Source organism: Rossellomorea sp. GAMAL-10_SWC (assembly GCF_049568075.1).
GTDB lineage: Bacteria > Bacillota > Bacilli > Bacillales > Bacillaceae_G > Gottfriedia.
The window spans coordinates 1703364-1726208 of the sequence record NZ_CP144911.1 but is presented as its reverse complement, the minus strand read 5'-3'; the positions used below and the strand labels follow the sequence as shown (position 1 = coordinate 1726208).

At 30.6% G+C, this 22845-nt stretch carries 20 protein-coding genes and 2 pseudogenes; 5 read left to right on the top strand and 17 right to left on the bottom strand.

The features are described 5' to 3' along the window. Positions 1-6: 6 nt before the first annotated feature. The 5 genes and pseudogenes from V5E38_RS08410 to V5E38_RS08390 all read right to left on the bottom strand — a co-directional run. Positions 7-1083, bottom strand: a complete 1077-nt coding sequence (locus V5E38_RS08410) for a Gfo/Idh/MocA family protein (protein WP_499212909.1) — start codon at positions 1081-1083, stop codon at positions 7-9. A 75-nt stretch (positions 1084-1158) separates the two neighbouring features. Then, positions 1159-2022, bottom strand: coding sequence for an AraC family transcriptional regulator (locus tag V5E38_RS08405; RefSeq protein WP_499212908.1), 864 nt, complete (start codon positions 2020-2022; stop codon positions 1159-1161). Positions 2023-2194: 172 nt separating this feature from the next. Further along, positions 2195-2569 carry a DnaJ family domain-containing protein gene (locus tag V5E38_RS08400; protein ID WP_499212907.1) on the bottom strand — a complete coding sequence of 125 codons (375 nt, stop codon included), beginning with the start codon at positions 2567-2569 and terminating at the stop codon, positions 2195-2197. A 228-nt stretch (positions 2570-2797) separates the two neighbouring features. Further along, positions 2798-3481, bottom strand: a complete 684-nt coding sequence (locus V5E38_RS08395) for a hypothetical protein (RefSeq protein WP_499212906.1) — start codon at positions 3479-3481, stop codon at positions 2798-2800. A 435-nt stretch (positions 3482-3916) separates the two neighbouring features. After that, positions 3917-4381, bottom strand: a pseudogene (locus V5E38_RS08390) (AraC family transcriptional regulator); the annotation flags it as partial. A 180-nt stretch (positions 4382-4561) separates the two neighbouring features. Here V5E38_RS08390 and V5E38_RS08385 point away from each other — a divergent pair. Continuing rightward, positions 4562-5332 (top strand): HipA family kinase, encoded by a 771-nt coding sequence (locus V5E38_RS08385; protein ID WP_499212905.1) that lies wholly within the window; start codon positions 4562-4564, stop codon positions 5330-5332. Between the two features lie 58 nt (positions 5333-5390). On the opposite strand, the gene V5E38_RS08380 is transcribed toward V5E38_RS08385, so the two are convergent. Next, a complete protein-coding gene (locus V5E38_RS08380) occupies positions 5391-5894 on the bottom strand; it encodes a CcdC protein domain-containing protein (RefSeq protein WP_499212904.1) in 504 nt (167 codons plus the stop codon). Between the two features lie 66 nt (positions 5895-5960). After that, a complete protein-coding gene (locus tag V5E38_RS08375; protein WP_499212903.1) occupies positions 5961-6392 on the bottom strand; it encodes an NUDIX hydrolase in 432 nt (143 codons plus the stop codon). Positions 6393-6825: 433 nt separating this feature from the next. Between V5E38_RS08375 and V5E38_RS08370 the strand changes: the two genes are divergently transcribed. Further along, on the top strand, positions 6826-7146 hold the full coding sequence (locus V5E38_RS08370) for an NUDIX hydrolase (RefSeq protein ID WP_499212902.1): 321 nt from the start codon (positions 6826-6828) through the stop codon (positions 7144-7146). Positions 7147-7463: 317 nt separating this feature from the next. On the opposite strand, the gene V5E38_RS08365 is transcribed toward V5E38_RS08370, so the two are convergent. The 4 genes from V5E38_RS08365 to V5E38_RS08350 form a co-directional block, all read right to left on the bottom strand. After that, on the bottom strand, positions 7464-8312 hold the full coding sequence (locus tag V5E38_RS08365) for an alpha/beta fold hydrolase (RefSeq protein ID WP_499212901.1): 849 nt from the start codon (positions 8310-8312) through the stop codon (positions 7464-7466). A gap of 120 nt (positions 8313-8432) precedes the next feature. Next, complete coding sequence (locus V5E38_RS08360) at positions 8433-9488, bottom strand: ABC transporter permease (RefSeq protein ID WP_499212900.1); 1056 nt, start codon at positions 9486-9488, stop codon at positions 8433-8435. Beyond that, complete coding sequence (locus V5E38_RS08355; RefSeq protein WP_499212899.1) at positions 9485-10246, bottom strand: ABC transporter permease family protein; 762 nt, start codon at positions 10244-10246, stop codon at positions 9485-9487. Before V5E38_RS08355 ends, V5E38_RS08360 begins: the two co-directional genes overlap by 4 nt. 151 nt (positions 10247-10397) lie before the next feature. Then, on the bottom strand, positions 10398-10919 hold the full coding sequence (locus tag V5E38_RS08350; protein ID WP_499212898.1) for a hypothetical protein: 522 nt from the start codon (positions 10917-10919) through the stop codon (positions 10398-10400). A 219-nt stretch (positions 10920-11138) separates the two neighbouring features. Here V5E38_RS08350 and pepF point away from each other — a divergent pair, with 219 nt between their 5' ends. Further along, the gene (gene pepF, locus V5E38_RS08345; protein WP_499212897.1) at positions 11139-12950 is read left to right on the top strand and encodes a M3 family oligoendopeptidase; all 1812 of its coding nucleotides are present in this window, start codon (positions 11139-11141) and stop codon (positions 12948-12950) included. 52 nt (positions 12951-13002) lie between these two features. Here the strand turns inward: pepF and V5E38_RS08340 are convergent, their stop codons facing one another. The 5 genes and pseudogenes from V5E38_RS08340 to V5E38_RS08320 form a co-directional block, all read right to left on the bottom strand. After that, a complete protein-coding gene (locus V5E38_RS08340; RefSeq protein ID WP_499212896.1) occupies positions 13003-14391 on the bottom strand; it encodes an APC family permease in 1389 nt (462 codons plus the stop codon). Positions 14392-14644: 253 nt separating this feature from the next. Further along, positions 14645-15292, bottom strand: a complete 648-nt coding sequence (locus V5E38_RS08335; RefSeq protein ID WP_499212895.1) for a nitroreductase family protein — start codon at positions 15290-15292, stop codon at positions 14645-14647. Positions 15293-15303: 11 nt separating this feature from the next. Then, complete coding sequence (locus V5E38_RS08330) at positions 15304-17145, bottom strand: ABC transporter ATP-binding protein (RefSeq protein WP_499212894.1); 1842 nt, start codon at positions 17143-17145, stop codon at positions 15304-15306. Next, a pseudogene (locus V5E38_RS08325) lies at positions 17126-18865 on the bottom strand (ABC transporter ATP-binding protein). The gene V5E38_RS08330 and the pseudogene V5E38_RS08325 overlap by 20 nt, the downstream one beginning before the upstream one ends. Positions 18866-19013: 148 nt before the next feature. Next, positions 19014-20795 carry a M3 family oligoendopeptidase gene (locus tag V5E38_RS08320; protein WP_499212893.1) on the bottom strand — a complete coding sequence of 594 codons (1782 nt, stop codon included), beginning with the start codon at positions 20793-20795 and terminating at the stop codon, positions 19014-19016. Between the two features lie 627 nt (positions 20796-21422). Between V5E38_RS08320 and V5E38_RS08315 the strand changes: the two genes are divergently transcribed. Further along, positions 21423-21983 carry a 3D domain-containing protein gene (locus V5E38_RS08315; RefSeq protein WP_025671360.1) on the top strand — a complete coding sequence of 187 codons (561 nt, stop codon included), beginning with the start codon at positions 21423-21425 and terminating at the stop codon, positions 21981-21983. 12 nt (positions 21984-21995) lie between these two features. Here the strand turns inward: V5E38_RS08315 and V5E38_RS08310 are convergent, their stop codons facing one another. Next, the gene (locus V5E38_RS08310; RefSeq protein WP_499212892.1) at positions 21996-22370 is read right to left on the bottom strand and encodes a hypothetical protein; all 375 of its coding nucleotides are present in this window, start codon (positions 22368-22370) and stop codon (positions 21996-21998) included. Between the two features lie 151 nt (positions 22371-22521). Between V5E38_RS08310 and V5E38_RS08305 the strand changes: the two genes are divergently transcribed. After that, complete coding sequence (locus V5E38_RS08305) at positions 22522-22656, top strand: hypothetical protein (RefSeq protein ID WP_025671362.1); 135 nt, start codon at positions 22522-22524, stop codon at positions 22654-22656. Positions 22657-22845 lie beyond the last annotated feature (189 nt).

Here is a 22845-nt window from a genome sequence, read left to right as displayed (position 1 = left end):
CCTATACTAATTAAAATATACCGGTTTCTTTAATTTTGAAGATTCGTAGATTGCCTCTAAAATTTGAGTTACAACTAGTGCTTGCTCAGGTTTAACGGTTGGTTCGGTATCATTAATAATACTGTTGATCCATTGTCTCGCTTCTAATACTTCGGCGGAATCGGTTGCACCTTCATAAAAAGCTACGCCACCAGTGTCTATATCAATTTTTTTATCGTAAAGTCGCCCATATGCTTCCCCATTAATTCGGAGGCCATCTCTCATATCAGCTCCACCTTCAGTACCACAAAGTGTAGTTTGAGCTTCTCCTATTTCTAGAGTATTTAAAGCCCAGCTCGTTTCTAGGATAACGGTTGCACCATTTTCCATAGTAATAAAACCAAATGCAGAGTCTTCTACTTTAAATTCCTTTGGATCCCATGGTCCAAAAGCATTTGCAGCGTTTTCTTTATGTGATAATTCGTGGTAAACGTTTCCAACTACAAAATTAGGTTTATAATTATCCATCAGCCATAATGTTAAATCCAAAGCATGTGTACCTATATCAATTAGTGGTCCGCCACCTTGCTCTTCTTCATTTAAAAATACGCCCCAAGTAGGTACTGCTCTTCTTCTAATCGCGTGAGCCTTTGCAAAATAAATTTCACCTAGTTCATTATTTTTACAAACTTGGCTTAAATATTGTGAATCGTTTCGAAAACGATTCTGATAGCCAATCGTTAATTTTTTGCCCGTACGTTTTGACGCTTCTACCATCGCTTTTGCTTCTGCTGAAGTTTTTGCCATTGGCTTTTCACACATAACGTGTTTACCAGCTTCTAAAGAATCAATCGTAATAAATGAATGTGATTTATTTGGTGTACAAACGTGAATTACATCAATTGACTCGTCTGCTAATAATTCCTTGTAATCTGTATAGATCTTTGCTTCCTCAACGCCAAATTTTTCCTTCGATTTAATAGCGCGTTCTTCAATAATGTCACAAAAAGCTACCATTTCTACATTTTCTAATGCTGCTAAGCTTGGCATATGTTTACCATTAGCTATTCCACCACAACCGATTATTCCTACTTTTAATTTCATTTGAAAACCTCCGGAAATGTTATTTACATTTCCAGTTTATAGAAATAATTCATTTGAGTCTTCCTTACACCTTGCCTAAAACTTCTCAAATAATGTCTTTTTTTTATATTGAGTTGGAGATAAACCAACCTCGTTTTTAAATAATCTGTTAAACGTTTTCACATTGATGAATCCAACATTATAAGCAATTTCTGTAATTGGTAAATCTTCATTAAATAAATACCATTGAGCCTTCGTTACTCTGTATTGATTTACAAAATGACAAAATGTAGAACCAGTGTATTTTTTAAAAAATTTTGCAAAATATGAATTCGTAAAGCCGATATAATTTGCAACATCATTTAATGTAATATCATTCATATAATTTTCTTCTATATAATGAAATATTTTTTCTAATTTTAAAAGACTGGCCTTCCTATTAGGGTAATTAAGTTTATTATTTTCTGTATGAGGTAGATCTCGATAGATTAATAGTAAAATATCATATAATCTAGCCCTAATCGCCAATTCGTATCCTTCTTTTTTATCAATATATTCACTTTCAAGCTCTTTCAAATAGGTAATCATTTTCTGTTTCACTTCTACATTCCAAAAAACACTAGATTTTTGAATACAATTAAACAATTCAATTAGTTCCATATTATTTTTTTTCAAAAACTGCACATCTTCGAAAATAGTAAAATCAAATTGCACGACCAATCTCATACTATTTGGTGAAGATAAAAAATAATGAATGTCACCACTATTAATGATATAAAATTCTCCTTCTTCTAAATGAATTAACTCATCATTTACACCAATCTTTAAAATGCCTTGTTGTACATAAATAATTTCTACGAGTTTATGCCAATGATGACCAACTAACGTCAATCCATCATTTGAAAACAAACAAAATGGAAAATTACGATCTAGTCTTCTTACTTCAAGAGTGGCGCTCATTCCTATTCCCCCTGTACAACTATTCTTACTATGTATGTAGTTTTACATTAACATTAAATATAGATTTTTTCATAGAATTACCATTTTAAAGAGTTAGAAAATAAAAAGATGCTTATACCGTCTAAAAAAGTATAAACATCTATATAGTGAAATCGTTCATTTTTTCACAAACTTATTTCCAATAAATCAACTGATTCTCAAGGTTTTCCTTATTTACATAATTTCTTTGCATTGGGAAAGGACAGCCTAAGTTATATTTCTTTATTTCATCATTTACTTCCGAGATCATTTTATCTATTTCTTTACTATTTTCATCGGAATTTAACTTCATCAATATCGTTTCAAGCTTTTGAAATATTTTCTTTTGTTGTAATACCCAATCTGGTTTAAAACCCGACTTCTTAATAACAGTTGTTAATAGATCATCTTTTAAAAGCTCTTTAGGTAATGGTTTACCTAATCCAGGTAGATCTTCAAATCCACCTTCTTTTTCATGACGCTTTACGATTTCACTTAACCAATCTACATAATTTCCATTATTCGACATCGTTTTAGCCACCTTTTTGGTTAGTCTAATATTATTATTATTCGTTACTTTTTAACTTTTTCCTTTCTATATTATTCAAACGAATGTATTAAGTATATTTCTAACTTTATCTAAATTATGAACTTTTTTGAATAAACAAAAAGAGAAACTCATCATTCCAGTTCCTCTTAGATTTAATATGTATTTTTAAAACCAAAATTCATCGTTAAATTATGTTTAATACAAAGGTTATGCTCGATGTCTTTGAATAAACACATTCTCTTTATAATTTTTTAACAAGCCTCTTTCTCTCAAATATTCCTTAAAATACAAGTTCGCTTCTTTTCGCTCATCATAAGGATTCTTAGAAAGTACAAACCCTAACTTATCTTCCTTTTGAAGTTCAACACCTGACATATATAAATGAATTTTATTTTGATGATAAATTTCTTTTAACGGTTCCATAAAATTAATAGAAAAAGCAGAAAGTAACTTAATTTCTGTATCGAATGTAAACCTTGTAATATAGGATAAATCTACAAAAATTACACCTATAAATCCGGTATTTGAAATTTCAGCCCTTATTGTTTTATCATTATTTAAGTGACCAATCTCACGAAGATATTCAATAAAATAACGAATCCCTTCTTCTTTTTCGAATGGCTTTTTTGATAAAATTAAGCCAATTTTCTTTTCATCACGTAAATATTCACATGCAATATATGCTGGAATATTTTGTTTCTGAAATAATGCACATGCAGCTTGTAATAGACCATTTAATACTTCTTGTATAATTAAAGGATGCTTCCTTGTGAAATAATATTGATTTTCTTGCAATTCTTCCATATCAATGAAACTTGCTCCGATAAAACCTGTATTGGATATAATAGGTGTTTTTGAATTCCTTTTAGTTGCTCCATTTCTTTTCATCATGCAAGTTCCTTTCCTTCTAATATCTATATACAGAACATTAGTTCGCTTTTTATATTTTAATCATACACAATAAATTTTTAAATGTAAATCTTAAAATGAAAAAAGGATACGAAAATTTTTCGCATCCTTGAAATAACTCTTATTAAGATTGATCGCTTAAGAAACAGTTTCTTCCTCAATGTCTACATAGCAATCCATTGTATGTACTTCTTTGTCTTCATGATTTCCAAAGTAAATAGTGAAATTCATTGTCTAACACCCTTTCACAAAGGATATAATTTTAATTTAAATTCTATTTAATTATATTATTATTTCCAAGAAATAACAATACTTACATCATATATGAAAGAAGATGTTTAGGTTAGTAGATAATCATTTTAATTTAATACTAATTTTGTCTAATAATATACTTTAAAAACAAAGTTAATAAGATGTTCACTTTTTAACTGGCACAAATAAAATGAACTTTAGCTTTTCCTTCAGGGTCTTGGGCTGGATTATTCATACTAAATTCTAAGTTATAACGCTCGTAATCAGGCTCAAACTCACTATTTGGTAACCATTCCATTGTTCATATATAAATTTATAACCGTTATTTAACATATTAGGAGAAACATAATATTGATACAAAGCGTACTGCCCACCATCTAATTTCCTAAATTCTATATTTTCATCTTTTTCTTTATCAAAACCATCGGGTATGGTAACACATGCATCGTGACGACAATACTGACTTTCTACTAAATCTGGATTATCTAAGGAAATTCCTATGAAAGATTGTTGAGGTGGAAAAAATCCATTATTTATTGCCCAATTTAATAGCTTAGCCCAATGTTCTCCATTTGGTTCAAAATATGATCCATAGCGCCTGAAATACGCTACTTCATATTCAGGTAGTTCTTAAACTAAAATTTTCATTTTCACAACTCCTAATTAGAATAAGTCCTTTATTCTCTATTCATTATTACTAATATGAAATCAACAAAATCTCCTAGTTCATTAATTCTTATGTCCAATCCCCTTCTCCTTATATAGAATATATTAATATGTTCTACTTAATAAGGAGGATGAGTTAAAACATTGATTGAACCAATAAAATATTTAGAAACATTACAAGGTAAGGCTGCACATTTATTTTTGTTTAGTGATGGTAATCGTTATGCAGTTAAATGTAAAAATAATTTCCATGGAACACGGGAGCTCGTAAACGAATACGTAGTCGCTAAATTAGGTCAGTTGTTGAATTTGCCTGTTGTCCCATTTGAAATTGTAAATATGTCCGAAAAGCAAATCCAGCAAATACCAAAAAAATTTTCAACTAATTACCAATCAGGCAACCAGTTTGCTAGCCTTTTTATAGATAACTGTACTGGTCTTGCGAAAAAACCTCCTCGCCCGACTTTAAATGAAATAAATAATCCCAATGTTTTGGCTGGAATTCTTGTTTTCGATTTTTGGGTGCACGATGCAGACCGTACTAAAAGCAATATACTTTTGAAACAACTCACAGATGGACAGTATGATATTTTTATGATTGATCATGGAAAATGTTTTCCCGGAGGATACAAATGGAATGCAGAAACGCTTCAAAAATCTAAAAAGTTTAAAAAGGATTCAGTCGTTCATATTTGGACGGTAAACATATTAAATGACTTAAACATCATAACGTCTTATATTGAAAAAATCCTGGAATTATCAGAAGCATCAATTCAAGAAGTACTTCAGGAGATCCCTGTAGACTGGAATGTTTCTCACGAAGATAAAGAAGCACTTTTTATCTATCTGAAAGAACGCAAAAAAACACTTGCTGATTCAGTTTATACATTTGTAAAAAGATATTTGAATCATTAAAATTAAATTACCATTATTAATTTTACTTGGCTTTATCCATTTAACTATAAAATACCCTTCAGATATTATTCTGAAGGGATTCTTTATTTTTATAATTTTTCTTCTTATAGACTCTACGAAACTTGAGAAATGAAACAATTCTCCAAGGGCAAATATATCCGATTGCAACGGTCATAAACAGTGCTGCCTCGGTCTCATTACCGAGCCACTTTAAATAATCGCGAAGTACAAATCGGATAATAAAGATAATAACAAAGACGACGATGAAACTTCTGTTCTTTGTAGCATAGATTTGTTGATCTGATTGGAGCTCATAGTTAGTGGTCCAAATAAGTGGAATAGATAAAATAAATCCAAAGAAAAGTGCGCAAATCCATTCCCAGCTAGCAGCATGAGCCTTCGGATTCAAAATAATGGAAATGCTAGGTAAAAGCAAAAACAGTATTGGAAGGAGAAGGCGAACTCCGCTTCCTTTAATTGGGCGATACATAGCTCTCGTTCTTCTCCATAATACCAATGCAGCAATCACAATAACGATCATGTAAAAAGATGAAACGTTCATAAATTCCCCCATAAGGATCTATTTTAACTATTGAGATTTTATATTTGCGTTAGTTGAACAAGGAAACTAAAACTCTATATAAAAGGGATGGCTGTTTTCATTCAAACAATATTCAATTCTTTGTTTGAAATTTTTCCAGGTTACCATTGCTAAAGCTTCCTCAATAGGAAAATATCCCACTTCTAAACTTTCTGAAGAAGTTGTCAACTTTCCGCCGATTGGTTTAGCTAAAAACAACGTATTACAAATAGAACCACTAACATTTTGAAATACTCCACAAAATTTCAAAACTTCAATATCAATTCCACTTTCCTCTTTTGTTTCCCTAATTGCACCTTCTTTCAATGATTCCCCCTCTTCAACTTGACCACCTGGCATTTCCCACCCTCTTTGCGGACCCTTAATTAATAAAATTTCATTATGTTCATTAATGACAATTGTCGCGGCTGAAATAATATGTTTGGGTGGTGAATAATTATTTTCTGACTTTTTATCCATTAAAAGAATCCCCCTTTCTACTTCTAACTCATAAATAATTCTTTTTATATATTCTATTAAAACTTAAAGAGACCTCTCTAATTGAACTAAACGCATCTTTTAATAGTAACTATATATCTATGGATGAAATGATCAATTATTCCGTTCAAAGTGAAGTTAGCTAAAAAGAAGGATAATTTATCCTTTTTGTCGAATTTTGAAGGATTAGTACAATGAAGGAGATTCTTACATGGATTATATTAAAAATATGAGGAAATATTTTCAAAGCTTGGTTTACTTATTTTTTTTCTATTTCTGCTAGAACCCTGGACCACAGATCCCTTGGTAACGAAACCCTATTCACTGTAGGTTGTGGGATAATTATAGAGGATCATGAACATATATTGTTGCAACACCGAACAGACGAAGACAATTGGTGCATACCGGTGGAATGATGGAAATTGGAGAAACTTTTGAGGAGGCAGCAAAAAGGGAATCTCCTGAAGAAACGGGACTTTCTGTAACGGACTTAGAGTTGTTTGGTATTTATTCAGGTGAAAAATGCTTTGTTCAGTACCCTAATGGAGATAAAACATTCAGTGTTCAAATAATTTTTCTATCCAAACAATTTACCGGAGAATTAAAACAAAAGGATATTGAAAGCAGAGAACATCGATTTTTCAGTAAGACAGACCTTCCTGCTAACTTAAATCCACGCCAAAAACCATTTATAATGGATTGGGCAGAAGATAAAAGACATCCCATTATTAAATAATTTCAAAACTTAACAGAGGCTTTTTGGAATAAGAAATTCATAAAGAGTGAAAGAACCAAGAATTAGGATCTGGTTCTTTCACTTTTTTAGTATAATGCTAAATGCATATTTCACTTTACATTCACTTTCATTGCAGCTATTTCACACAACACCTACAAACTCACAAATTATATTTCTTATTCATTGAAGCATTTATCAGATTCAATTGTGTTAAAAATTCGTGTATATACATCCTTAATGTTAAGATCGTTTACTTTGTCATTGTATAGTCCATAATACCTTGTTACTTGTTAAAACAAAGCATTTTATAGATTCATTTATTTTTCTAACCAGTTAATTATTATATTAGATACTTTATCGGGTTCGTCCCATTGAATCATATGGTTAGCATCATTAATTCCAATAACATTTAGATCTTTTATATTACGATTTAACTGTGAAATTCCAACCTCTCTCGCAAGATCAAGATTAGTCGGTAATGTTGCATGAATTAATATTACTGGAACCTTTATAAATGGATATGTTTTTGAAAAGGGTTCTTTAAAAAATGCTTTTATAATTGATAAAACCGTAAATTTTGAAGTGACGAGTTCAAACTGATTTTGGTTATTTTTTTTAAAAAGCGAAGCTACATACTGTTCAATGTCTCTGCTCCATCTTTTTGTATAATTTTTATATTCTTCTATAACCTCCTCCCAATTCTTATAAATTGATTTATCCATGTATTCACTCCAGCCAGAATATGCATTTTCAAATGTCATATCAGTTTGATTTTCTGGAAATGTAAATCCGCCATCTAGTAATATTATTCCTAGTACATTTTTAGGATGCGTCATTGTAAAATGGAGAACTATATCTGCCCCCCAAGAGTGGCCCATTAGAAAAAATGGTTTAGTGATTACTTGCTCAAACACTTTGTTATACCAATTTGACAAATTAGAAAATAAATAATCCTCCTCATTATCAAAGGCTGTCGTTTTGCCATGTCCAGGATGATCGAAAACAATCAAATGAAATTTATTTACTAGAATTTTTGTTAATTCTTCAAAACTATAAATTGCATTTCCAGCAAGACCGTGAAAACAAACGATAGTTGGATTTTCTTTATTACCATATTCGTAATAACTCACTTTTTTATTTTCTATGCTTAAGATAACATTTTGCAATGCTCGAACCCCCAATGAAATAAATAAAATTAAACCTCTATACGATTTTTGAGTTTTCCTCTATATACAAAAATAAAAACCTATATTCTCTATTTAGAACATAAGTTTTCAATTACTTTATTATCTTGTTACAAGCTGTCTACTCGATTTAGGTTCGTTATCTATGATCCTACTAACTTCATTTAATTTTTCCTTATTCACAAATTCAAAATCATTTAATCCATTATATAAATCTTCATTATTAATAGGTTGCTTCTTTTTTTGCACTGTTTGGTTTTCCATTAAACGCTCAATCCCCAATTTAATAAGATTAAAAGCAAAAATCGAAACAATAAAAGCCATACTTGGTCCAATGATTACCCATGAATCAATCGATAACTCGATGTAATTTGCACCAATCATTGCAGACCATTCATTAGCTTGTGACATCGGTCGGTCGACTCCAAGATCTAAGTAAAGAACTTTAACGCCACCAATAAATAGTTTAAAAACACCTAATTGGGTTAGTAAAAATAAAGTTTGTATAGTTTGTTGTACAAATAATAAAAGAATACGGCTTCGTAAATAAGGTATTACATGCTTACGGCGGATCCAGCCATTTCGTGCACCTATGAGTTTAGAGCTAGTAATGAAATCATTTTTTAAAAAATCTCTTACTTCTTCACCGATAGAATTCATCAATACTGGAATCGATATAATGATTAGTAATGATATTTGAATTGCAATCGTTTTTTCTTTAGCAACTTCTGGGACGTCATTTAATCTCTCAAAAAATGGAAATATAATGATAACAGCTGGGACAAACCGAAATGCATTCAAAATTGGTTCAATAATTTTTAATAATCTTTGATTCATGAATCCGAAAAATGTGCCAAATAAACCGCCAAATATAACTCTCATTAGACCTACAACAATGGCAATGGATAAAGTGTATTTAGCACCATCAATTACCATCCAAAATACATCTCTTCCAAATCGGTCTACACCAAAAAGATATTTCCAACTTGGAGGATAACCATATGTATCGACTAATTTACCTTCTGCATTATATAACAAAGCTGGGGCTGGTTTGATCGTATCCTTAATAAAGTAAGTATAAATAAAACTAAAGGTGATTAAGCCAAGTATGATAAAGCATCCTATTATAATTGGTAAATATTTTTTAATTTTTATCATACTGCTTGTCCCCCTTTCATTCTAATGACAATTTGTTTAAATATAATTTCTAGCAAAAAGAATGGGATAAATAGTAAAACTAGCGCCATAAAAAAGATTTCAGGCGATCTGCTGTTATTAAATAGAAATGAAAAATAGCCCTTCATATTAAAGAACTTTTCTACTATTAATAGATTTGAAATCATCATCCAAAATATTAACTTACTATTACTTAATAAAGTAATCGCAACATTACTGAATATATGACGGATAATAATCCAAGAATTAGAAAGTCCCTTTGCTTTTGCATACTCTACATAGTCTCTAATTTTTTCTTCCTGTATTGCCAGAAATAACATCTGGAAAAGTTGGATCGTAGGTATAATCGATACAAGGATGATTGGTAATGCGTAAGCTTTGGATTCAAAGCCACTTATTGGATCGACAATTTTAACACCGGTTTTATTAAAAATCCATAAAAAGAAAATTTGAAATGCGCAAATCATTACTACGTCTGGTATAGATTGTAAGAAAAATAGGATACTATTCATTATTTTTCTAAATGATTTTGGACCTATATTTACTATATAAGCAATCAATAATGCGACGAAAATTGAAAGTAAAAACGCTGAAAAAAGAATCGTAAAAGAATAAACGTATGGCTCTAAAAATACAGAAGAAAAAGGAACATATTGAAATTCTTTTAAGTATACTTCTAAATTATCAAAGTAAAAAAAACTCCAAAAAAAGATTTGTAGTTGATTCCAAAACTCAATCAATCTCTCTCCTTTTGGTAAAAATAGAGTAAAAGAAGTAGCCGTAATTAAACCAATTCCAAATATAGTTAAACAAAACTGAAGAAGATATTTAGATATAATTCTACTTGTTTGTATCATGTTACATACACAATCTAGTTCGTCTAATTGTGTATTATTTCCCCTCCTTTTCTTGCTTTATCTTATCTTTACCAAATACTAGAAAACCTCCATCACTTAATTTACCGAATTTCCAAAATGTCCCGTACTGTTTAATATACATATATTTTTGGTTATGCATTTTCCCTACTCTATAACCTACTGTAGTTGATCGAATGTTTTCACCATATTTGCCGAATTTGTCTTGAATGTTTTTTGGTTGCTCATCAGGCTTAAAAAATAATATACCGGTTAAGTTTTTATTTTTTGTATCTAATAAAATTTTCTTATTTGCAGTACCATTTCCATCTGTTTTAATAGTAGTTTCATAGATTACTTTCTTTGTATCATCATCTTTTAACAGAAGATTAAATTTAGCATTTTTAGGAAGTGATGATTCCACTTTAATCCCAACAGTTTTTAAATCATAAGTACCTTGTGGTTTAATAGCTAAATTTTGTGGAGGTTTTTTAATTGTACATGCTGAAAGTGCAACAGTTGTCAAAGTTAGTAAACAGATCATTTTAAATTTTTTCATTCGTTCTTAAAAAACTCCTTTCTAGGTAATAAAATTTATTTCCATAATTATTTCTGAAAGTTGAAATTTTTAACCAAATTCAATTAATTTTATCAAAATAATGACGGCTTGTGCAGTAAAATTGTTATAATTTTCAATTTTATCGAATAATTTCACCATTAAAATGTTTTTATACAGTATAATAGACTCGTACCAACTACTACTAAAGGAGGCAATTTGATGGAAAAAATGTTAGTAAAACGTTTAACACGTGCAGAGGTTCCAACAGAAATGACATGGAAATTAGAGGATTTATATCCGACTCGTGCAGAGTGGCTAGTTGCTTTAGAACTAATTGAAAATGATTTAGTAGAGGCGAAGTCGTTAAAAGGTTCTGTTCTTAAGTCTGCTGAATCTTTAAAAAAGGCATTATTAACTTATGAATCTATTATGCTTCAATTAATTCGTTGTGGTACATATGTAAGCTTACTTCAGTCTGGAGATGGTTCAGATTCTCAAAATCAATCTGATAGTTTACAATTTTCTAGCTTAAGTACAAAAGCAAATACAACTTTAACGTTTATTCAGTCGGAGCTTTTACATTTAAATAATGACATGTTAGAGGCATTTATTAAGGAAGAAAATGAAATTGAGGTTTTTAAATTATTATTAGAAGAAATTATTGCATCTAAAAAACATAGATTACTCCCTGAAACTGAAGAGGCTTTAGCTGCGCTTGGTGAAGTTACTTCTGCCCCATATCGAATTTACCAAACTAGTAAGGCCGCTGATTTAAAATTCGATTCCTTTGAAGATGAAAATGGAAAAGAATTAGAAAATTCGTTTGCCATGTTTGAAAACTTATATGAATTCTCTCCAAATCATACAGTGCGTAAACAGGCGTATGAATCTTTTACTAAAACTCTTACCCAATACAAAAATACATATGCTTCGACCTACGCTACTCAAGTAAAAAAAGAAGTCGCTTTAAGTAAATTACGTAATTATGATTCAGTTACGCAAATGCTCCTTGAAGATCATAAAGTAACTTTAGAAATGTATCATAATCAATTAAATATCATCTTTAAAGAATTAGCCCCACATATGCGTAGACTAGCTAACTTAAAGAAAAAACAACTTGGACTTGATACGATTCATTTCTATGACTTAAAAGCACCATTAGATCCAGATTTCAACCCAAGTACTACTTATGAAGAAGCAAAAGAAACGATTTTAAAATCACTAGAAATTATGGGACCTGACTATGTTTCAATTATGGAAAAAGCGTTTGATGAGCGCTGGATCGATTATTCCGATAATGTTGGAAAATCAACAGGTGCATTTTGCTCTAGTCCGTATGGAGTGCATCCATATATTTTAATTAGCTGGCAGGATAATATGAGAAATGCATTTGTACTTGCTCATGAGCTTGGACATGCTGGTCATTTCTATTATGCAAACAAATATCAACGTGTAGTAAATACTCGTCCTTCTATGTATTTCGTTGAAGCACCATCAACTTTTAACGAGATGTTATTAGGTCAATATTTATTAAAACAAACGAATGATCCAAAAATGAAGCGTTGGGTCATCCTTCAATTATTAGGTACTTATTATCATAATTTTGTGACTCATTTACTTGAAGGTGAGTTCCAAAGAAGAGTTTATGAACTTGCTGAAAAAGGTACGCCTCTTACAGCGACAACATTCTGTGAAGTTAAAGGTAATGTTCTGAAGGAATTTTGGGGTGATTCAGTTGAAATAGATGAAGGTGCAAGTTTAACTTGGATGCGCCAGCCTCATTATTATATGGGACTTTATCCATATACTTATTCTGCTGGATTGACTGCATCTACTGCTATTTCACGAAGAATAGAATCAGAGGGTCAACCTGTTATTGATTCATGGATTGAAGTATTAAAAACAGGTGGATCGAAAAAACCTGTTGAACTTTTAAAAATGGCTGGCGTTGATCTAACAACAAGTGCACCAATCAAAGAAGCTGTTGAGTATGTTGGTTCTTTAGTGACTGAATTAGAGTCTCTTTTCTAAAAATATCAAAAAAACCTAAATTATTTTAATATAAATAATTTAGGTTTTTTTATTAGTTTTTCATTTGTTTCTTTTTACCTTTTGTTCCATTACTGTAAAGAATAAATCCAATACATCCGAATAAAATCGGTCCAAGTACGATTGGTAAATATTCTAATAATGTAGTATCTGGAGCTGGAATAAGTGTTAAACCGATTGTTCCAACTACTGATATCATTCCAATAAGTGCAACGAAAATAGCTAGTGAATTACTTTTAATTTTAAACGGTCTGTTTATTTTTTTATCAGTCATACGAAGTTTAAGATATGCACTAATTAAAAATACATAAGGAATAAAAAATGCCAATGTCGACATTAAAACTAGCATATTTAATGCCTTTGAAACACTTGGTACAAAAGCAGAAAGAATTAAAATGAATGTAACTGCAACTGCTTGTCCTAATATTAATATTGATGGCATACCATCTTTATTTTCTTTTAATAAGTTTTGAGGAAGTACATCCTTTGCACTCTCAGCAATCATCACACTAGGATTTAAGATTAAAAATGAAAGAGAACCTACAAATGCTAATACAAAGCAGATTCCTAAAAATTGAGAAAGTGAAAAATTCAGTCCAAATTGTGAAGTTATTTTATCCGCAAATAAATATAGTGCAGTCGCAGTTTGGTCAGATGAAATTGTAATGACAAACTGGAAAGCAACTGTTGCAAGTATATAGACTAATGCAATAATAATTGATGTAATAAAAATTGCTCTCGGAAATGTTTTTTGGGGATTTCTTACATTCCCCGCAATCGTTCCTAGCATTTCTGCCCCTGAAAAACCAAACATTAATGTTGATAAAAACATTATCGTTCCAAAAGATAAATTATTTGGCATGATTGTACTTTGTGTAAAGTGAGTAGCGCTTGGTTCACCGCTAAACATACTATAAAATCCGAAACCAAATATTAATATTGCTGGAACTAATACGCCAAGCGGTGCGCCGATCGACGCAAGTCTTCCGCTCATTTTAGTCCCTTTTAATGTAAGTAATGTAACAATCCAAAATATAACACTAGATATAATAGCTGTTTTCATAGGATGGCTTGCCATTTGTGGCTGTTTAATTCCATATGCAATTGCAATTGTAGTTGTTAATAAAAGTGACGGATAATATGTAAAATTAGCAATCCAAAAAAACCACGAACATAAAAATGAAGCTTTTTCTCCAAAAGCTTTTCGAACCCAAACACCCATACCGCCTTGATTTGGATAGGTAGTAGATAACTCAGCTACAATTAATCCAATTGGAATAAAATAGATTAATGCTGAAACAATCCAATAAAATAAAGCTGAAGGACCAATTGTTGAAGCAAAAGCAATATTACGTAATCCTAATATTGCATTTATACTTAAAAATGATAAACCCATTACACCTAATTTTTTAGTCGAATCCATGATGATACTGCACCTTTCAATATAAAAAAATCTTCTACTTATTAATCACTTGAGTAATTATATAGATATATTAATATAAATTCAAACATTATCTTATACTAGTATAGCATTTTGAATTGATGTAAAATTTCATCTTTAAATGATGGGTTATTGATAAAGTTTTGAACTTCGTTAATAAAGTCAATATCTAATTTATTCTTCTATAAAAACACAAAAAACCCACGAGTAATTTCCTCGTGGGCTACTTAATTTATTAATCAACGTAACGAATAATTTCTGCAACTTCTTTACGAGCAAGTTTTTTTGCAGGTTCTGATGGATATCCAAGTGAAATGACCATGTTAATTTCGCGGTTTTCCTCGATCTCTAAATACGTTCTAAGTTTATCTTGAGCTAAAAGGACAGGACCTGTCATTGGACATGTTCCTAAGCCTAAGGTATGTGCTGCTAACATTAAGTTTTGTGATGCTAAGCAGCTACTTTTAATTCCTTCTTCTTTCCAAACTTCATTTTCAACAAAGCCGATTGGATCAAATATTTTTGTTCTGAATTTTGATTCATAAGGTGTTGCTAAACAAATTATTAAAACTGGTGCTTCTCTAAATGCTGTTGCATAAGGACCAAAAGAACGAACTAATAGTTTCCCTTCTTTTTCTAATCCTTTTTCTTTTGCTTTTTCAGCAACTTCATGTAGAGAATCCCATGTCATCTCTTCAATTTTTTTAATTTTGTCAGTGTTTTTAATAATAATAAATTCCCAAGTTTGTGAGTTTGTATCACTTGGAGCATAACGTGCGCAGTCAATAATTTCTTCAATTATTTCATTTGATACTGCCTGATCAGTAAATTTTCGAATACTTCTTCTTCCGTGAATAATTTCTTTAAACGAATTGTAATCCATGCTTCCACCCTTTATTGTATATGCTGATCTTCATTCATCCCTTGATGTTTTACTAATTCATAGTAAAAACCTTGTTTATCAATTAGTTCTTCATGTGAACCTCTCTCTATACACATTCCATTTTTCAAAACAAGTATTTGATTAGCATTTTTAATTGTATTTAGTCGATGAGCAATGACAAAGCTTGTTCGGCCTTGCATTAGTCTTTGTAAAGCTTCTTGAATTTTAATTTCAGTAATTGTATCAATACTACTTGTTGCTTCATCTAAAATTAAAATTGCAGGATTTGCTAGAATAGCTCGAGCAATTGAGAGAAGTTGCTTTTGACCTTGACTAATTTGCTGATCATCTTGTTGTAAAATTGTATCATATCCTTTTGAAGATTTCATAATAAAACTATGTGCATTCGCAAGCTTTGCAGCCTCTTCTACTTCTTCATCTGTTGCATCTAAACGACCATATCGAATATTTTCTCGAATTGTTCCTTTAAATAAAAATGAATCTTGTAAAACAAATGCCATTTGTTGTCTCAAGTTTTTTCTAGAATATTGACCAATACTTACACCATCTATGAGTATATCACCACTATTGATTTGATAAAAGCGTGAAAGTAAATTTACTACTGTAGTTTTACCTGCACCTGTTGGTCCGATTAAAGCGATTGTCTCACCTTGTGATACTTTGAATGAAACATCTGTTAATGTATTTGAATCCGAATCCTTCCCATAAGAAAAATTAACATTTTTATATTCAACTTTACCTTGAATAACCTTTTGGTCATTAATAATGTGTGATTCATCAATCGCTTCAATATCCTCATCGATGATGGAGAATACCCTCTCAGCTCCAGCGATCGCAGAAAGTAATGTATTAAACTGATTTGATAAATCGTTTAGTGGACGAGTAAATTGTCTTGAATACTCAGTAAATACAACAATTGTACCAATCGAAATATGTCCTTTATAGGCAAAGTAGCCACCAATACCTGCAATGATTGCAAAGCTTACATTGTTTAATACATTCATGAATTTAGGAATAAATCCGGCAAAGATAAATGCCCAAAATCCTGAGTTTTTCAATTTTTCATTTTTAGTTAAAAAATCTCGAATCATTTTATCTTCTTGAGAAAAAGTCTTGATGATTCTTTGTCCGGAAACTGTTTCTTCAATAAATCCATTTAACTCACCTAAGTTACGTTGCTGGATTTTATAAAGTTGGCCGGTACGGTGTGTAATCCATTTAATACCAATTATTAAAATAGGAACAATTGATAAAGTCAATAAAGTTAAGATTGGACTATACCAAAGCATAACTGAAACAGTACCGACTAAAGTTAAAACACTTGAAAAGACTTGGATTACGGAAGTATTTAAAGTCGAACTAACATTTTCCAAGTCATTCGTTACACGGCTCATTAACTCTCCGTGTTGTCTTTTTTCAAAAAATGACATTGGTAATTTATGAAACATATTAAATAGTTCTGTTCTCATTTTTGTTACAGTGTTTTGAGCAATATCAATCATCCAAAAATTTTGTAAAAACAAAGATGCTGAATAACCTAAGTAAATAAACACTAAAGCAACGATTAACCAACTTAAACCACTTAAATTATTTTTTAGAATATAATGGTCGATTGAATAGCCAACTAATACAGGTCCTAATAAACCAAGTACAGAGCTTACTAAAACCATCAAAAGTACGACCATTAATTTACCTTTCATTAATGCTAGGTAAGACCATATTCTTTTCAATGTTGAGGAAACTTTATCTGCTCGAGAAGCTTCCTTTTTCTTCTTTTCCTTTGATAATTGTAAGTGTTTATATTGGAAAGGTTTAGTTAACTCCTTTAACATTATGAATTTCCTCCTTTCCATATTGCGAATAGTAGATTGCTTTATATAATTTTGAACTTTTTAATAAAGATTCGTGAGTACCCTCTTCTACAAGTTCACCTTCGTCTATAATTAATATTTTATCTGCATTTTTTGCTGTACTGATTTTTTGAGTGATGATTAATGTCGTACACTCGTAATTTTTTAAAGCTTCAATCAAGCTAGCTTCGGTTTTTAAATCTAATGCACTAGTACTATCATCAAGTAATAAGATACTAGGTTTACGAAGAATTGCTCTTGCAATCGAAAGTCTTTGTTTTTGCCCACCTGAAAGGTTAACTCCTTTTTGACCAATTAAACTTTCATATCCATTTGGAAAAGCCAAAATTGAATCGTGAATTTGCGCATGTATAGCAGCTAAATAAACTTCCTCATCTGATGCACTTTCTCTACCCATTAGTAAATTTTCTTTGATTGTTCCTGTAAATAGTAGAGCTTCTTGTGGAACGTATCCAATTTGACCTCTTAATTGCTTACTGTTTATTTTACGTATATCTTGATCATCAATTAAAATTGTTCCAGAATTAACATCGTATAAGCGAGGGATTAATTGGAATAAAGATGTTTTTCTAGAACCTGTTGAACCCAATATTGCAATTGTTTGTTCGGGGTATGCAACAAATGAAATATTTTTTAGCACTTCTTTTTCAGAATTTGGATAACTAAAAGAAACTTGATGGAATTGAATTTTTCCTTCTAATCGATTTGCTAGTTGGTTTCCTTCATTCTTTTCTACAAAGTCTTCTTCAATCGTTAATATTTCATCGATTCGTTCAGAAGAAGCTCTCATTCTTGAAAACGCACTAATAATAAATGAAAAGACAGTAAATGATGAAGTAATACGGGAAATATAGTTTACGATTGCAACAATATCTCCAATATTCGTTTCGTGTGAATGAACTTTACTATTTCCAAACCACAATACAATTAAAATGGAAGCATTCATAAATAGAAGCATGACTGGCATCGTAATTTCCATTGTTCGTAATGCAACAGATGTTTTTTGTTTTAAATTTTGATTTATATGTTGAAATCGATTATTTTCATGGTCACTTCGTACAAAGGCTTTAATTAATTTCATTCCAACTAAATTTTCTCTTAGCACACTATTTACAATATCCACATTATCTTGAACATTCTTAAATAGCCTTCTCCCTTTTTTAACCATCCAATTTAGGAAGATAAATAAGAAAGGTAAAATTAAAAATAGAATAAATGAAAGCTTCCAATTCAAAATTAATGCCATTACGACACTACCAGTTACGATTAATGGAGCTCTCAAAATAATTCTTAAGCCCATAAATACTGCACTTTGTAATTGTGATACGTCATTTGTCAATCTAGTAATGATTGATGAAGTTGGTAAATAACTAAACGTCGTAAATGAAAAGGTTTGTACTTACTCAAATAATGTTTTCCTTAACGTAAATGAATAGCTTTGAGCAACATGAGTAGCATAAAATGTATTTAATACTCCTCCAATAAAAGCAACAATCGATAACACGATCATGACGATTCCCCATTTTGTAACATAAGCCATGTCTTTCTGAACTATTCCATTGTTAATGATATTAGATAATATATATGGTTGAAATAATTCAACTACTAACTCTAAAAATAAAAAGACGATTGCTGCAAATATAGATATTTTATATGGTTTTAAAAATTTAAAACTATTCACTTTAGTCACTCCCCTACTAAAGAGGTAATGATTAAAAACCCCTCCGTATTTTCTTATCTCTTTTTAATAAATATACAAAAATCTTAATAAAGGCATTTAAAACAGGAAAAGAACTCGTAATTAAACGAGTCCTCCTCATAAAAAGTTATCATTCAGTGATCGATAAAAATTCTTCAACGTCTTTAAGAGATAGTTTTACTGCCTTCTCCCAGAAATCACGTTTTGTTAAATCTACACCTAAATGTTTTTGAGCTAATTCTTCAACTGTCATAGAAGCTGTATCTTTTAAAAGAGCAATATATTTCTGTTCATAGCTCTTTCCTTCTTCCAATGCTTTTGCATAAATTCCTAATGAGAATAAGTACCCAAAAGTGTATGGGAAGTTATAGAACGGCACACCTGTAATATAAAAATGTAGTTTTGATGCCCAGAAATGTGGATGATACTCTTCTAAAGACCCACAATACGCTTCTTTTTGAGCTTCTTCCATTAGTTCATTTATTTTATTTTTACTTACAACACCATTTTTACGCTCTTCGTAAAAACGCGTTTCAAATAAGAAGCGAGCATGAATATTCATATAAAATGCTACACTACGTTGAATTTTGTCTTCTAAAAGAGCTAAACGCTCCTGATCGGAACTAGCATTTTTAACCGCTGCATCAGCTACAATCATTTCTGCAAATGTAGAAGCTGTTTCAGCAACATTCATTGCATAATATTTATTAAGTGTATGAACATCTTTCATTGCAAACGAATGGAAAGCATGACCTAATTCATGTGCTAATGTTGAAACATTCGAAGGTGTACCTGAATATGTCATGAAAATACGAGATTGACCGCTTTCAGGAAATCCTGTACAGAAACCACCTGGACGTTTACCTGCGCGATCCTCTGCTTCAATCCAAGAGTCCTCAAATGCCATCTTTATAAAACTAGTTAATTCATCACCAAATTTACCAAATTGATCTAATATAAATTCTGCACCTTCAGAATATGAAACAGTAGAATCAATATCAGCCACAGGCGCATCTAAATCATACCAACTTAATTTCTCTACGCCTAGTAATTTAGCTTTTCTTTCTAAATATTCAACAAATGGAGCTTTATTGTCGATTATCGCACCCCACATTGAATCAAGTGTTTCTTGACTCATACGATTGATTGATAATGGTTCTTTTAATACATTATTCCATCCACGTTGTCCATATACACTTAAACGGAAACCTGCAAGATGGTTTAATATTTTAGCGAAATAATCTGACTCTTCTCCCCATGTTTCTTCCCATTTTTCAAAAATCTCTTTACGCACATTGCGTTCCTTAGAAGAAAATAGATTTGATGCTTGACCAACTGATAAAAGTTTACCATCATGTTCGATCTGCATTTTTCCAACAACAGTATCGTACATTTGGCCCCAACCATGATATCCGTCAACCGAAAGGGCAGTAATTAATGCCTCTTGCTCTACTGATAATAATTCACTAGCACTTTGACGACGCTCATTTAATGCAAAAGAAATTTCCTTAAACTCATTAGTTTCTAAAATATCTTTCCAAACAGAATCTTCAATTTTAGTTAATTGACTATGGAATTTTGTTAAAGACGTAGAAAATGTTGCATATAGCTGCGTTAAAGCTCCTCTTAATAAATTAGCTTTTTGATCAGCCATATTTTGAGCTTGTAAACAGCTAACAAAACCACTAGCTTGCGATAATTTCTTACCTATTACTTCAATATTACTTATGATATCAGCTAACTCTTCAACTTCATCACTACTTTTAGGAGCAGAAAACAAAGAAACCTGTCTTTCTATTCTTTCTACTAAATTAGTAATTTCTTTTATGTATGATGCGAATGCAGGAGATTCACTGCCTCCTTTAAAGAAAACATCTAAATCCCATGTAAGTGAATATGTATTTGTTGACATACGACCCCACCTTTTGGTTTTATAATTACATTTGTTATTATACATTATTCAAAATATTTAGTCTAATCATACTACTTTTTACCATTTGTAACTCTTACACAAGCTTGTTGAATTTTAGTGTAATCGTAAATTTTGTCTATTTATGCAAGTATGAAATGTATAGCTTGATTTATTAAAGAGTGTTTTTAATAAATTTTAGTAGTTTTTAGAACTTAAATTCAGGATCTGTTAAACCTTAAATATGAAGGAAATATTACAAAACTTCACTAATTGTTACATAGTTTTTAATTCTAAATTAATAAAAACCATCTCAAACGTCCTAAAAAAGTATGTTTTTCTAGAATATTTATGATCTTATTGAAAAGTTTTTACTGTTTAACTGTCTCCCTATTAACTTTTCAACTCACCTCTTCAGCCCTTTAAAATCAAGCATTTTGGCTTATTATTAGACGACACATAATCTTAAATTGGTACTATGTCGAAACAAGCTGTAACTATTATGCAGAATTTATAGAAAATTATAAAAAAAGGTAATATATTTGTAATATAAAATAAAACTACTGAAATCTTACTGTCACATTCCCATGGTAAAGTATTATACATAGAAGATGGACAGGAGCGGGAAATATGAAAAAATTAATGACATGTTTTGTTACTACTGTTATTCTAACAATGGGATTTACGACAAATACATACGCAGCAACTTACAAAGTTAAATCTGGAGATACTTTATCTGCTATCGCAAAAAAGCAAAAAGTAACAGTTTCTCAGATTAAATCTTGGAATCATTTAAAATCAGACCTAATTAAAGTAAATCAAGTTTTGCAAATTAAACCTGCAACAAAGAAAAAAACGACAACGACTAAAAAAACAACAGCTAAAGCTGCTACACCTTATAAAGTAATTAAAATGAAAGCTACAGCTTACACTGGTAGCTGTAAAGGATGTAGTGGTAAAACAGCTACTGGTATAGATTTAAAAAAGAATCCAAAAGCAAAAGTTATTTCTGTGGATCCAAAAGTAATTCCACTAGGTTCTAAAGTATATGTAGAAGGCTACGGCTATGCAATTGCTGGAGATACTGGCGGTTCACTAAAAGGAAATAAAATTGATGTATTTATCCCAAGTCAGAAAAATGCCCAAAAATGGGGAGTTAAAACAGTTACTGTAAAAGTTTATAAAAAATAAGAAAACGAGCCCTTAATTCGGGCTCGTTTTTCTATTTCTAATTCCATTCGGATTTAAGTCAAATAATCGCCGTTCTAATTCATATAAGAATTCATTTCGCTTTTCCTCATTTGATTGAATCTCTAACATCTCTAATTTTACGAATAATTTTCGTATACTTTTTCTTTGAGACATTTCCAAAGTATAGATTTTGTATGGCTCAAACCAAGGTTCATTTTTTAATAAGTAAATTTTCCCTTCAATTAATTCATCATCTTTCTCATTGAAAGGATAACCAAAAAACTTTTTTGGCAAATAATCAATTATCGATTCAACAACTATTTGCATGATTAATTGAAACAATATTCGAAAAATAAAAAATAAAATTTTCAATACAACCTCGTGCATCGTTTTATCCCCGATTCCTTATATTACTAATTATTTTATCATTTCTTTCGTACAATAAAAATAACGATTTAATCACATAATTTTTAAAAGCATATTTTTCGTTTTAGAAATAAATAATAAAATTAAATATTTGTTTTGGAGATGAAACTAATTGGAAGATAAACGTTTTACAATAACTGGAACCGACATTAACGAAGTGAAAAGAAAAAATGCAAATTCTGGTTTAACATATAATCAAGTTAAACAATTACTTGCAGAAAAATATATGAAAGAACGAGAAAAATAAAGAATGATTGATTCCTTGTTCTAATTTATTGTTGTAACTCGTGATTTTCTCTTAATTTATACGTAGATGATGCTTTTATTTGCTGTTTTAGTGATTTTATTTGCAGATTCTACTTTTTTAATTGTAATTTCGTAATTTTTTATTGCAGTTCCACCTTTTTTATTTGCACTTCAGATTTAATTGCAGTAC